We start from the raw sequence: 13,551 nt of genomic DNA, 5'->3' as shown, positions 1-13,551 counted from the left end.
CAAGGCGCGGCGTCGGGCTGCAGCACGGAAGCCGTAACCCGACGGTTTGCCTCAGTTCGGCACTTCGATCACGTGTGACGCGCTGATGCCGATGACATCGGTGGACACAGGTGCCGAAGCAAACGGCGGAAGGTGCGAAGCGGTGATCGCTGGCGCAGCACCAGGTGTGCCCCCGCGCGGCGTAGTGCGCACCACTTGGCTGGGAGGCAGCGCGGTGCCATTCTTGAGCTTGGCGTACATCGCGTCCATGGCAAGATTGAAGTAGCCGTGCAGGGGGACGAAGCGGGTATCAAAGCCTGAGAATGGCAAGAAGGTGTCAAAGTGCTGCGCGTTAGTCACCTCGATGTAACGGAGCTGGCTACCAGTTCCCTCGACGCTTCGGTTGAACGCGGCATAGGCTCGGGCAGCGTGATTAACTGGCACCAACGCGTCGTTGCGTCCGGCGACGATCAGTGTCGGTTTGTTCTGAAGGTTGCCGCTGAGCAAAACCTCGCGCATACCTGAGCGGACTGCCTGGCTTTGAGCCAAGGTCGGGCTGCTGGTCGTCGTGAGGTCGGTGTTGCCTACAGGATCCTTGCCGGTCACCAAGGCACGCTGGCAAAGCGCCGCATCCAATGAGAAATCGGCCATTCCGCTCGACGGAGAAACTCCGAACGCCCAAGACTTAGCCCCGCCCACCGATGTGTTGTAGACCACGCTTGCAGGCGCACCGTTAACCGTGCCATTGCCACCTGCAAAGCTCTGCGCCTTGACGGTCGGGTTCACAGGCACAACGGAGCCTGTCCCGTCCACCTGAGCTGCGCTCATGCCGCACAGGTTGTCGATGACCGAGAATCGTCCAAAGGCGTTTGTGTACATCATGCTGATGATGGCCGCGTTGCCCAGTCCATAGTGGGCGTTGTGCATGGTGTCGTGGTCCGCCGAAAACCCGCTGTCTCGAAGCTTCCGTAACGCGTCCGCCGCCTGCTCCGAAGTTGTAGTGCCACTGACCAGGCCTTTGGCTGCAAGCGCTGCGCAGCGGTTGCTCGCGCGCGCGTTCATGCCGGTCAAGGTCATATAGTTGTAGATCGTCGATTCGGCCATAGCGGCAGTGGGTGCCAGTGCCGCACAGGGCTGGTAAAGGTTGGCAATAGTGAAGATGTCGATCAGCGGAAGACCCTTGATAGGAATGTCCGCACCGCCGAACTGCACGCCGTACCCGGTGGTTCGAGATGGCTGTGCACTCGGCTCGGAGGCCACCACCCCATCGATCAAACCTTCAGAGTCGAGTTCGGCGGCCCGCAATACGGCTGCGCCACCGTTGGAAACGGAGCCTGCGATCACCAGTGTGTTGCCAGCGTCAAACCGCACTGCCTTGCCTGTGCCACCCGGGACGGTGGACGCATATTGCTCATTCAGTACGTATAAGGCGTAGCGTATGGAAGTCAGCGTGTCGCTGCCCCAGTCCTTTTCGGGGTTCATCTGCGAGTGCGCGTGCTTGAGGGCAAGTCGGTTCGGAAACGCTGTGTTGAACAATGTCCGAACGCTGTCGCTCAAACTGGCAGCGAAGAGGGACAAGGCACCAGCTGCTGATCGGGTCGCACGAGTACCGTCTATCTTGTTGACAGTGTCATCGCTGGGGTCATACAGTCCTACGCCCTTGCCGGCGTCGGTCAGTGCCACAGCGCAGCCACGCTTGAGTCCCCACTCGCCCGCGCTGCCAACCGAGCCATATACACCACGCGAACCTGAGGATGGACCGGCCACAATGCAAGGGTTCTTGACATCAAAACTGTCAGGGATTTGGACAGCGATCACGACCTGTTTGTTGCCACTTCCGTCGTCCAGCGATGCAATGAACTCCTTGCCAGGAATCATGCCTTCACCGAGTCTGTCTGCGCCGTTCTGGTCGATGTTGGGCCCGTACAAACGGCCATAACCGCCATTGGCGCTTGGATCAAGAATGGCGCGGTAGTTGGCGTGTATGGCGTTGCGTCGCAGCTCCAGAGCAGTTGGTTTCAGAGGATCGGCATAACTTGGCGCAGTAGCAGTACCAAGGCCTGTTTTGCCAAGGCCAGCGGTCAGCAAGTCCTGCGAATCTGTGCTGTTGCCAGCACCAGGCGTCGTTGCCGTGTAGGCCATGACACTGTGTTGAGTCAGGTGCTTCGGCAGCGTATTGACAGTCACGCCGCTCCCACCGTCTCCACCGCCGCAGGCGGCCAACAGCAGGGGCACAGCCCCCGCCATCATCGTTTTGTGTTGTTTTTTCATTTCACTTGTCTCCTCTGTTGTATGCCCATCTGGGCGGGTAGAAAGGTCGTAAAAAAAGGGGATTACTGCGCCGTCCAACCACCATCAACCGGCAGGGACACACCCGTGATGCCTGCTGCCGCATCGCTGCACAAAAACACCGCCACATCTCCAATGCGCCCGGGCGGCAGCAGTGTTTGGTTAGGCTGCTTTTCACGCAACAAATCACGGATGGCAGCATCGCGGTTGCCACCCAGAGCCTGGGCCCGTGCCTCAATTTGGGGCGCGATGATGGGCGTGTCGGTCCAGCCCGGGCAGATGCAGTTGACGGTGATGCCATCGGTGGCGGTCTCCAGTGCCACGCCTTTGGACAGACCCACCAGACCGTGCTTGGCCGCCAGATAAGCCGTTTTGTTGACCGAGGCCACCAGTCCATGCACCGAGGCGATGTTGACGATGCGGCCCCAGCCTTGCGCACGCATGGCGGGAACAGCCGAGCGCACGGTCATGAACGCCGCGCTCAAGTTGATGGCCAAAATCGCGTCCCAACGGTCGGTCGGAAAGTCTTGTACCGGGCAGGTGTGCTGAATGCCCGCGTTGTTGACCAGGATATCCGGCGTGCGCAGGGCCTTGGCCGCTTGCGCCCACAGCGCACTGGCCGCTTGCGGGTCGCGCAGGTCGGCTGGCACATAGGCGGTTTTTTGTCCGGTGCGTTGCGCCAGAGCTTGTGCCACCGCCAGACCTTCGGACAAGGGTTCGATGCCATGCAGCACTACATCGTGTCCGGCCTCGGCCAGGCGAGTGGCGATGGCCAAGCCAATGCCCTGCGTGGCACCGGTGACCAGCGCGCAGTGTGTGGTGCTCATCACGTGTTTCCTTTCAGACTTTGCGCGTCGATGCTGCGCAGTTCGGTTTTCAATACCTTGCCGTAGTTGTTTTTGGGCAAGGCCCTGACAAAGTGGTAATGCTTGGGCCGCTTGAAGCGAGCCACTTGATCCAGGCAGTGCGCGTCCAGCTCGGCCACACTCAAAGCTTCGCGGCACACCACAAAGGCCACCACCACCTCGCCCCACTCGGGGTCGGGCCGGCCGATCACCGAGACCTCGGCCACCTGCGGATGCGTGAGCAGCGCTTCTTCGACTTCACGCGGGTAGATGTTGGTGCCGCCGCTGATCACCATGTCCTTGGAGCGGTCGAGCAGGCTGAGGTAACCGTCGGCGTCCAGGCGGCCCACATCGCCGGTTTGCAGCCAGCCATGGCGAATGGTTTTGGCCGTGGCCTCGGGGTCGCGCCAATACCCGGCCATGACCAACTCGCTGCGCACACAAATCTCACCCACCTCGCCCACGGGTAGCTCAGTGCCCGACTCATCACAAATCCTCACTTCGACCATGGCTTGTGCATGGCCCACAGAGGCCAGGCGTTCACGCCAGCGCGGGTGGCCGGTGTCCAGCACATCGCCCTTAGGCAAGACGCTGATGGTCATAGGGCATTCGCCTTGGCCGTAGATCTGCGCAAAGTGCGGCCCAATGACTTGCAGGGCTTCTTCGATGTCGGCCAGATACATAGGGCCACCACCATAGACGATGGTGGCCAGGCCCTGTGGGCGCTCGGGCAAGGTGCGCGCCGCATCCACCAGCCGCCGCACCATGGTGGGCGCTGCAAAAAACGAGGCCTGCTGCCAGTGCGCGGCCAGCGCCAGGGCTTCGTGCGGGTCAAATCCGTCGGATCTGGGCACCACGTTCAAGCCCGCGTTCAGCACATAGGGCAGGTGGTACATGCCGCCACCGTGCGACAGCGGCGCGGGGTGCAGCATGGTGTCGCCACGCTGCACCGATTGCACCGAGCCGAAATACGCCTGCGTACAGCCGCGCAACTGGCGTGCGCACAGCACCACGCCCTTGGGCCTACCTGTGGTGCCGCTGGTGTAAAACAGCCAAGCCGGGTCATCGTCTTCACGGGGCTGTAAAGACAGCTGCGGGCTATCGCCTTGCAGCATGAAGGCGTGGTCAGCCTGTACCTGCGTGGTGCTATTCAATGCGCTCAAGGCTTGCTGCAAGCCACTGGCGCGTTCCTCATCCACCAGCGCCAGACGCGCCTCGCTGTGCCCGGCAATCCAGGCCGCTTCGCGTTCATGCAACTTGGCGTTCACCGGCACAGCCACAGCACCACACCACCAGATGCCCCACATCAAAGGCAAATATTCGGGTGCGTTGTGCATGAAGAGCACCACCCGATCGCCCGGCTGCACGCCTTGTGCACGCAGCCACTGCGCCGTGCGTGCGGTACGGCGGGCAAATTCGGCGTAGTCGCACCAGACCTCGGTGCCGTGGGCGATGGCTGCTTGCTGCGGATAACGTTCGGCGCTGCGCGCCAACCAAAGGGCAATGTTCATGACAACCTTTCCAGCACCGAGCCACAGGTCACCACGCCAGCACCGCCCATATTGAGTACAGCGGCCAGCCGGGCATTTGGCAAGGGGGCGCTGCGCCAGCGCCCCAGCAACTGCCAGGCCGCCATGACATGCATCGACACACCGGTGGCCCCCACCGGGTGGCCTTTGGATTTGAGGCCGCCCGACAGGTTGACCGGCAAACGACCACCGGGCATGACCCAGCCTTCTTCGAGCGCACGCGCCCCTTGGCCAGGTGCGCACAAGCCAATGGCTTCGTACTGCATCAACTCGGCAATCGTGAAGCAGTCATGGGTTTCCAGCAAATCCAGATCGTCCAGCGTGATGCCAGCCTTTGCCAATAAGCGCTGCCACGCCATGCGCGTGCCAGCCAACTTGCTCATGTCACGCCGTGACAAGGGCATCAAGTCGGTCGCCTGTGCGGTCGCTCGCAGACGAACAGCGTTGTCTTGGCGCTGGTGTGCATCGGCGGCGCTGAGCACCACAGCCGCTGCTCCATCGGAAACCGGCGAGCAATCGCTGCGCAACAGACGCCCCACCACGCGGGGGTTCTTGTCGGATTCGGTGGCGCAAAACGCCGCATCCACATTCAGATGCAGCTGCGCCAGTGGATTGTGCAGGCCGTTGGCGTGGTTTTTGGCGGCAATGCGGGCCATGGCCGGGTGCGGGTCGCCGTAGCGGTCGGCATAGGCATCGGCCAAGCGTGCAAACATGCCCGCAAATCCGGCGGGCGTGTCAATTTCTTCGGGCACATAACAGGCTTGCAGCAAAGCCTGACCCACTTCGCGTGTGGGCAAAGCCGACATGACCTCCACGCCGATGGACAGCACATGGCGGGCTTGACCCGAAGCGATGAGTGCCTGGGCATGGTGAATGGCCGCGCTGCCGGTAGCGCAGGCGTTTTCCACGCGCACAGCGGGCACCATGTGCAGGCCAGGCAGCAAACCCGCGCTCAGGCCAGCGGTGAATCCTTGCCGAACAAATCCGGGGTTGAAGTGGCCCACCACAACGGCATCGATGTCGCTGGCGTCAAGGTGCGCATCGCCAATGGCGGTGGTGCTCACCTCGCGCATCAAAGCCTCGACATCCGCGCCTGGCAACTTGCCAAACGGGGTGTGCGCGTAACCGATCAGGTCAACCAACATCAGGGAGCATCCAATGTACAAAGGGTTTTCAGGTGCGTAAAAGGGATCACGCTTGCAGCTATATTAGGTGGCTCATCATGCTTTGTGCAGTCGTCAAAACACGCCCGGACTTACCCTTGCGTAAAAATACCCCTCCTTCTGATTCATCCAACATGAGCACCGATTGGGGCGATTTGGTCTCGCTCAGTCCCTTGGGTTTGATGATGTCTTCTCGTCGCCAGATCGTGCTGTGCAACACCGCATTTGCCCATATTTTTGGCCACGAAATTCACGAAATGCAAGGCGCCAGCCTGGCCATGCTTTACCCCAGCCAGGACGAGTTCGAGCGCATTGGGCAACGCGGCTGGCAAGTCATGGCCACTCTAGGGCAATACCAGGACGAACGCCTCATGCGCCGCCGCGATGGCTCCTTGATCTGGGTGCGTGTGCATGGGCGTGCGGCAAACCTGACCGATCCGTTTGAGACGGCTTCGTGGGTGTTTGAGCCCTTGTCGGCTGTCGCAGATGCCGAACGTCTGACCCCGCGTGAGCGCGAAGTTCTGGCTGGCATGGCCAAGGGGCAAACCTCCAAGGACTCGGCCAAAGAGCTGGGCCTGAGTCCGCGCACAGTGGAAAAACTGCGGGCCAGTTTGCGTGCGCATTTCGGGGCCCGCAACGCGGCCGAACTCATGGCACGCATTGGCGGTTTGCCGGGCTGATGTACGCCGTGTTTTTGCAGTCCACTAAACAGTGAACGCTGCACTCAAATCATTGCCGCCTGGCGCGATCGGCCACCTGGGCCATCTTGATTTTTGGCCGTCGCTTTTCTCAGTACCGCCAGATAACCGGGTGCCAGTTCCATGCGCGGGCCAAAGCCTTGCGCCATCAGCATGCGGTGCGCCGCACGCAGCTTCCAGCAAGGGGTGAACACAAACAGGTGGTGCTCCAGGTGGTAGTTGACCCAGTACGGCGCCAGCACCATGCGCATGCCCCAGTTCGCTATGGTGGTGCGGGTGTTGCGCAGGCGGTCGTTGTTATCGCCCACCACCGCGTGCTCGGCGATGTTGCGAACGCGGCTGATGACTTGGTACCACGTCAACAAAGGCAGCAGCCACAGCGCAAAGTAAGCCCACCACACGCCCGCTGCGGCCGTGACGGCGAAGATGGCCAGGTTGCTCAAGAAAAAGTATTTTTCTGCGGCAAACAGGTTCTTCATGCACTGCCAGCGGCTGGGGCTGTCGCCCATTTCCATGCGGAAAAACTCCATGCGCCGCTGGTATCCGGTGATGCCCAAAATGTCGCGCCGCATCTTGCGCCAAAAGCTTTGTTTGGAGATGGGAAAGGGTGCCGACAAAATCAGGTCGGGGTCTTCGGCTTGCTGCGTATGGCGGTGGTGGCTCAGGTGATAAGGCCGGTACAGCGTGAGGCTGGCCCCCACAGGCCAGCCGCACAAAAACGCGCCCAGCGAGTCATTGAGCCGGGCGTTTTTGAACAAGGCCCGGTGCGCCGCGTCGTGCATCAAGATCGCCAAGCCAAGCTGCCGCCCGCCAATGACGACCACGGCCACGACGAAGCTCAAGGGGTTGGGCCAGGCGATGAAAAACGCCATGGCCAAGGCGATCACGCTCCAAGCGTGCAACACCAAATACGCGCCCATCCAGTCCGAGCGTTCCCGCAAATACGCGTCTTGTTCGGGGTTCAGGCTGGGCTGGGTGTCGGTGGTCATGGCAAGGGCGGTTTGCAAAAGGGCTATCTTGTGCCCGATGGTCGCTCAAAACAGTCGCTGATGCGACCTTTTGAGGCCGATCTGTATAGGCTGCACGTCGGGGTATTCGACCGCCGACCTACGGGACTGCCAACGCTTTGATTTGTAGGTCAGTAGCCTCAGCTGCGACATGGATGATCGGGCGCGGGCGCGTGTTGGGGTGGTAGCCGCCAACTGGCAACGACAAGAAAACGCAAGGTTTCTTGTCGTTGCGATACACCTGCTCACTTGCCGATGCAAAAACTCGAAAAGATCACGCCGAGCAAATCATCGGCACTGAACTCGCCGGTGATTTCATTCAAGGCTTTCTGGCCCAGGCGCAGCTCTTCGGCCAGCAGGTCCAGGTTTTGCGCTTGCGCGGCCAGGTGGGCGTCGGCCATTTCCAAATGCTCGCGCACGCGGTGCAATGCCTGCACATGACGTTCGCGGGCAATGAACAGGCCTTCGCTGGCCTGCTGCCAACCGGCTTGCTGCAACAGTTGCTGGCGCAGGGCTTGCAGGCCCTCGCCTGTGCGGGCCGAAAGCGTCAAGCCGGAGCGCTCTCCCGAGACCTGCGCCGCATCGGCCTTGTTCCATACATCGATCACCGCCACGCTGGCAGGCAAGCGGCTTTGCAGGGCGGCGGCAATGTCGGCATCGGCGCTGTCGTAATCGGCTTGGCCCACGCGCGTGAGATCGTGCAAAAACAGCACCGCATCGGCGTTTTCTATTTGGCCCCAGGCGCGCGCAATCCCAATTTGCTCCACCTCGTCCACGCCCTCGCCTTCGCGCAGCCCGGCGGTGTCGATCACATGCAGCGGCACGCCTTCGATCTGGATGGTCTGCTGCACTACATCGCGGGTGGTGCCCGCAATGGGCGTGACGATGGCCAGCTCTGCCCCGGCCAAAGCATTGAGCAAAGAACTCTTGCCTGCATTGGGCTGGCCCGCAATCACCACCTTGATGCCTTCGCGCAGCAAAGCGCCTTGCCTAGCTTTGCCCAACACGGTTTGCAGCGCGGCTTGCAAGCGCGTCAATTGTCCTTGTGCATCGGCTTTTTGCAGGAAGTCGATTTCTTCTTCCGGAAAATCCAGCGTGGCCTCGACCAGCATGCGCAGGTGAATCAGTGCATCGCGCAGCCCATGGATTTCTTTGGAGAAATCTCCCGCCAAAGACCGGCTGGCGCTGCGTGCGGCGGCTTCAGTGCTGGCGTCGATCAGGTCGGCAATCGCCTCGGCTTGTGCCAGGTCGATCTTGTCGTTCAAAAAAGCGCGTTCAGAAAACTCGCCCGGCTGCGCTACGCGCAAACCGGCCAAACGCGGCTGGTCTGAGGTCGGGTCCATCTCGGCCGCCGCTTGCAGGCAACGCGCCACCAGCAGCTGCAAGACCACCGGCCCACCGTGGGCTTGCAACTCCAGCACGTCTTCACCCGTGAACGAGTGCGGCGCCACAAAGCTCAGCGCCAGGCCGTGGTCGATCGGGCTGCCATCGGCATCGGCAAACGGCAAATACGTCGCTTCACGCGGCTTGAGTGTCCGCCCGCACAGCGCCTGAATCAGCGACGACAGATTGCGCCCCGACACCCGCACGATGCCCACCGCGCCGCGTCCCGGTGCAGTGGCGATGGCGACGATGGGTTCCTGGTGTCTGGCGAGCATGGGCAGTGGTAGATGATGAGAGGGGGGTGAGTGGACATTGGCAAAGCGCCAAGGCCAAAAAAAGGCCGCTTGCGCGGCCCTTCGGGGTTTACTTGAACTTTGGCAAGTTGAATTGTGGCGGCACGCCCATGCGTACGTTGATGATCCACTGCTGGGCAATCGACAAGATGTTGTTCGTGATCCAGTACAGCACCAGTCCGGCCGGGAAGAAGAAGAACATCACCGAGAACACCAGCGGCATGATCCACATCAGCTTGGCTTGCATCGGGTCTGGCGGCGCGGGGTTGAGCGCGGTCTGCAGCAAGGTGGTCAAAGTCATGACCAAAGGCAAGATGAAGAACGGATCGGGTGCCGACAGGTCATGAATCCAGAGAACCCAAGGTGCATTGCGCATTTCGACGCTGGACAGCAACACCCAGTACAGGGCAATGAACACCGGGATCTGAACCATGATCGGGAAGCAGCCGCCCATGGGGTTGACCTTTTCTTCGCGGTAAATACGCATCATCTCCTGCTGCATTTTTTGCGGATCGTTTTTCAGGCGCTCACGCATGTCCATGATTTTGGGGTTGATGGCTTTCATCTTGGCCATGCTGGCATAAGCCTTGGCGTTGAGCCAATAGAACGCAATTTTGAGCAAGAGCACCAGCGCCACGATGGACCAGCCCCAGTTCTGGATGAAGCTGAAGAGTTTGTCGAGCAACCAGTACAAAGGCTTGGACAGCATGGCCAACCAGCCATAGTCTTTCACCAAGTCCAGTCCGGGGGCCAAGGCTTCGAGCACTTTTTCTTCTTGGGGGCCGCTGAACAATTGGGTGCTCACACTCTTGGATTGGCCAGGTGCCACATCGGCCAGTGGTGTGATCATGCCCACGGCGTACAAATTGCTGTCGACCTTGCGCACGAAGTTTTCGCGCTGAATGCCATCCGCCAGCAGCCAGGCGGTTGCGAAGTAGTGTTGCACCATGGCCACGTAGCCATTGGGTGATGTCTTGTCGATTTCGGCCTTGTTCTTTTCGATGTCGCTGAACTCGACCTTGTGGTACTTCTTGGCCTCGGTGTAAACAGCCGGGCCAGTAAAGGTGGAGTAGAACGACGACTCGCCCGCAGGCTTGTTGCCATCACGCACGAGTTGCAAGTACAGCTGCGGCGACACGTTGGCTGTGCCGGTGTTGATCACTTCGTGCTTGACGCCAATGGCGTAGCTGCCGCGTTGCAGGGTGTAGGTCTTGACCAGTTTCACGCCGTTTTGCACATCGGACTCGAAGCGCAAGGTCAGCTCGTTTTGGCCTTCTTTGAGGCTGCGATCGCCGCTGAACTTCATGGGCGATTTGTGCGTGGGAAAGTCGCCGCCGATCAGGCCTGTTTGCGCCACATAAACGCGACTGCTGCTCTGGTCGAGCAAGACAAATGGTTTGCTGCTGTCGACAAAGTCAGCGTGCTTTGTGAATTCGGTGCGCACCAAAGAGCCGCCTTCGGTGTCAAAGCTGAGCTTGAGCACGTCGGTGGCCACTTCGATTTTTTCGCGGGGGGCGGCCGCAGCGGCAGGCATAGACGAAGGCACTTGGCCAGGTGTTGCCGCAACCACTGTGGTGCTGGCTGTGGGCACGCCGTTGGCACTGGCAGCCGGTGTGGCGGCATTTTGCGCGGGGGCGGCAACTTCTGGTTTTGGAAAGAAAGTGGCCTTGTTGCCGTTGTACAGCTGCCATTGATCCCACAGCAGGACCATGGAAAAACCAAAAATCACCCAAAGGATGGTGCGACGGATATCGTTCATGGGGTCTTCTTTGACGAAGTGGGAGAAAACAAAGCAGAAAACAAGCGAGGCGCTTCGGCGGGAACAGGGTCGTGACCACCGGTGCACCAGGGTCCGCAACGCACCAAGCGGTGAACCGTCAGATAAGTCCCTTGGGCAGCGCCATGCTGTTCCAGCGCTTGCAAGGCATAAGCCGAACATGTGGGCTCAAAACGGCAAGACGAACCCAACCAAGGACTCAACAACAAGCGGTAGCCGCGCACCACACCCATCAATAAACGCTGAATGATCATGTGCGAGACTCTGATGTCAGGGGGCGAACGGCACGCTCGAACAATTGCACAAGCTCTTGACGGACGGCCTGCTTCAAGGGCTCAGACGTGGCACTGATGAATTGCTTGCGGTCAAACGTGGTGCGCAAACGCACCACATGGGCGGCCACAGGCAGTCGATCACCAAAGTGTTCGCTCACGTTGTAAATCTGGCGTTTGATGGCATTGCGTGTGACGGCACGGCGTGCCCAGCGTTTGGGCACCATGGCACCCAGCCAGACATCGGCCAATTCAAAAAGGGCCTGCTCCTGTGAGGGTGCAGGCCCGACTTGATCGGCTTGAGCCAAAGTGGTGTCTGTCGTTGCAGCCAAGCTCAGGCGATGCAGCGCAAAATGCGCCGTACGCGAGACAGTGCCGCCGGCCAGGGTGGCCTGAAATTGTGGGCGTGTTTTTAGACGCTGCACGGTGGCCTTGCCCCAGCATCAACCGTCCACAGCGACATGGGGTCACTGCCTGACGGTTGCGCGGACATTAGACAGCCAGACGTTTGCGGCCCTTGGCGCGGCGTGCGTTGATCACGGCACGGCCACCACGGGTTTTCATGCGAACCAGGAAGCCGTGGGTACGGGCGCGACGTGTCTTGGATGGTTGGTAGGTGCGTTTCATAACTCTTCCTTAGAGCCCAAAGCCATAAGCTGCGTTGGGCGAAACCCAAGATTATCGCAAACTTTCTGACCAAGGGCAAATTTCCTTCCAAATGCCTTCATCGCGTCATGCCCAAAATGACTTCGATGTGGTTTATGATGCGCCTCCTGCTGAAAAAATGGCATGTGGATAAGCTCTTGATAAATCAGTTTTTCCGGCCATTCCAGACCACCACTGTCCACAATAAAACAAATACAACATGCCCGAGGGACTTACACCACAATTACAGACCGATGCCAGCGCCTCTTTGTGGCGGGCTTGCATGGATGAGCTGTCCCGCGAGATGCCCGAGCAGCAGTTCAATACCTGGATCAAACCCCTGAGCGCACAGGTGTCCGAAGACCGATCACGCTTGACGGTTTTTGTCGCCAATCGCTTCAAACTCGATTGGGTGCGTGCCCAATATGCGAGTCGCTTGACCGCCATGTTGGAGCGTCTGCAAGGTCACCCCGTTCAGCTTGAGTTGGTCATCACTCCGCGCGAAGGCCCTGCCAAAGCTCAACGTCTTTCCACGCCATCGTCGATGGAAAGCGCACCGGAAGTGCTCGATGTGCCTGAGGAACCGGTGACCAACACCTTCCGCAGCCGGCTCAATACAGCGCTGACATTTGACACCCTGGTAGAAGGCACGGCCAACCGCATGGCGCGCGCCGCTGCCATGCATGTGGCGGGCTCTCCGGGGCACCTTTACAACCCATTGTTCATCTACGGCGGCGTCGGCCTGGGCAAGACCCATTTGATGCACGCCATCGGCAACAAGCTGCTGGCCGACCGCCCCGAGGCCAAAGTTCTCTACATCCATGCGGAACAATTTGTGTCGGATGTGGTTAAAGCCTATCAACGCAAGACTTTTGATGAATTCAAGCAGCATTACCACTCGCTCGATTTGCTGCTGATTGACGATGTGCAGTTCTTTGCCAACAAGGACCGCACGCAAGAAGAATTCTTCAACGCCTTTGAGGCCCTGCTGGCTAAAAAGTCGCACATCGTGATGACCAGCGACACCTACCCCAAGGGTCTGGCCGATATCCATGAGCGTCTGGTATCCCGTTTTGATTCTGGTTTGACGGTGGCCATGGAGCCACCCGAGCTGGAAATGCGTGTGGCCATTCTGATCAACAAAGCCATCAGCGAAGGCAGCGAAATGCCTGAAGAAGTGGCGTTTTTCGTGGCCAAAAACGTGCGCTCCAACGTGCGCGAACTCGAAGGCGCCCTGCGCAAAATCCTGGCCTATTCGCGTTTCAACCAGAAGGAAATCTCCATCCAGCTGGCCCGAGATGCACTGCGTGATCTGCTGTCGATTCAAAACCGCCAAATCAGTGTGGAAAACATCCAGAAGACCGTGGCCGATTACTACAAGATCAAAGTCGCCGACATGTACAGCAAGAAGCGCCCAGCCAGCATTGCCCGCCCGCGCCAGATTGCCATGTACTTGGCCAAGGAAATGACGCAAAAAAGCCTGCCCGAAATTGGCGAGCTGTTTGGCGGCCGTGACCACACCACCGTGCTGCATGCCGTTCGCAAGATTGGCGCCGAGCGCCAGCAATTGACCGAATTGAACCAGCAGCTGCACGTGCTGGAGCAGACCCTCAAGGGCTGACAGGACCAGATGAGCGCACGCTTTGGGGTCATGGCGAGGAGCCTGCGACG

12 protein-coding genes are annotated in these 13,551 nt (G+C 59.9%); 2 read left to right on the top strand and 10 right to left on the bottom strand.

From position 1 onward, the window contains the following. Nucleotides 1-51: 51 nt before the first annotated feature. The 4 genes from AMM33_RS06865 to AMM33_RS06850 all read right to left on the bottom strand — a co-directional run bounded on the left by AMM33_RS06865 (nt 52) and on the right by AMM33_RS06850 (nt 5,787). Complete coding sequence (locus AMM33_RS06865) at nt 52-2,250, bottom strand: 3-hydroxybutyrate oligomer hydrolase family protein (protein ID WP_090139823.1); 2,199 nt, start codon at nt 2,248-2,250, stop codon at nt 52-54. Nucleotides 2,251-2,312: 62 nt separating this feature from the next. After that, nucleotides 2,313-3,095 (bottom strand): 3-hydroxybutyrate dehydrogenase, encoded by a 783-nt coding sequence (locus AMM33_RS06860; protein ID WP_090139821.1) that lies wholly within the window; start codon nt 3,093-3,095, stop codon nt 2,313-2,315. Beyond that, nucleotides 3,095-4,624 carry an AMP-binding protein gene (locus AMM33_RS06855; protein WP_090139819.1) on the bottom strand — a complete coding sequence of 510 codons (1,530 nt, stop codon included), beginning with the start codon at nt 4,622-4,624 and terminating at the stop codon, nt 3,095-3,097. Before AMM33_RS06855 ends, AMM33_RS06860 begins: the two co-directional genes overlap by 1 nt. Next, nucleotides 4,621-5,787 (bottom strand): thiolase domain-containing protein, encoded by a 1,167-nt coding sequence (locus tag AMM33_RS06850; protein WP_090139818.1) that lies wholly within the window; start codon nt 5,785-5,787, stop codon nt 4,621-4,623. Before AMM33_RS06850 ends, AMM33_RS06855 begins: the two co-directional genes overlap by 4 nt. 152 nt (nt 5,788-5,939) lie before the next feature. Here AMM33_RS06850 and AMM33_RS06845 point away from each other — a divergent pair, with 152 nt between their 5' ends. Next, nucleotides 5,940-6,485, top strand: a complete 546-nt coding sequence (locus tag AMM33_RS06845) for a helix-turn-helix domain-containing protein (protein ID WP_194945285.1) — start codon at nt 5,940-5,942, stop codon at nt 6,483-6,485. A gap of 44 nt (nt 6,486-6,529) precedes the next feature. Here the strand turns inward: AMM33_RS06845 and AMM33_RS06840 are convergent, their stop codons facing one another. From AMM33_RS06840 to rpmH, 6 genes are all read right to left on the bottom strand, one after another. Next, nucleotides 6,530-7,492, bottom strand: a complete 963-nt coding sequence (locus tag AMM33_RS06840) for a fatty acid desaturase family protein (RefSeq protein WP_090139903.1) — start codon at nt 7,490-7,492, stop codon at nt 6,530-6,532. Nucleotides 7,493-7,755: 263 nt separating this feature from the next. Further along, complete coding sequence (gene mnmE, locus AMM33_RS06835) at nt 7,756-9,168, bottom strand: tRNA uridine-5-carboxymethylaminomethyl(34) synthesis GTPase MnmE (RefSeq protein WP_090139813.1); 1,413 nt, start codon at nt 9,166-9,168, stop codon at nt 7,756-7,758. An 88-nt stretch (nt 9,169-9,256) separates the two neighbouring features. Then, a complete protein-coding gene (yidC, locus tag AMM33_RS06830) occupies nt 9,257-10,945 on the bottom strand; it encodes a membrane protein insertase YidC (protein ID WP_090139811.1) in 1,689 nt (562 codons plus the stop codon). Continuing rightward, nucleotides 10,942-11,214, bottom strand: coding sequence for a membrane protein insertion efficiency factor YidD (yidD, locus tag AMM33_RS06825; protein ID WP_194945291.1), 273 nt, complete (start codon nt 11,212-11,214; stop codon nt 10,942-10,944). The genes yidC and yidD overlap by 4 nt, the downstream gene beginning before the upstream one ends. Continuing rightward, nucleotides 11,214-11,660, bottom strand: coding sequence for a ribonuclease P protein component (locus tag AMM33_RS06820; protein WP_090139806.1), 447 nt, complete (start codon nt 11,658-11,660; stop codon nt 11,214-11,216). The genes yidD and AMM33_RS06820 overlap by 1 nt, the downstream gene beginning before the upstream one ends. Before the next feature lie 67 nt (nt 11,661-11,727). Beyond that, complete coding sequence (gene rpmH, locus AMM33_RS06815) at nt 11,728-11,862, bottom strand: 50S ribosomal protein L34 (protein ID WP_005798102.1); 135 nt, start codon at nt 11,860-11,862, stop codon at nt 11,728-11,730. A gap of 238 nt (nt 11,863-12,100) precedes the next feature. Here rpmH and dnaA point away from each other — a divergent pair, with 238 nt between their 5' ends. Then, nucleotides 12,101-13,501, top strand: coding sequence for a chromosomal replication initiator protein DnaA (gene dnaA / locus AMM33_RS06810; RefSeq protein WP_090139804.1), 1,401 nt, complete (start codon nt 12,101-12,103; stop codon nt 13,499-13,501). The last annotated feature ends 50 nt before the right edge of the window (nt 13,502-13,551 follow it).

Source organism: Limnohabitans sp. DM1, assembly GCF_001269385.1.
Taxonomy (GTDB): domain Bacteria; phylum Pseudomonadota; class Gammaproteobacteria; order Burkholderiales; family Burkholderiaceae_C; genus Limnohabitans_A.
Note: the sequence above shows the minus strand (reverse complement) of the source record. Positions and strands in the feature narration are given on the sequence as shown.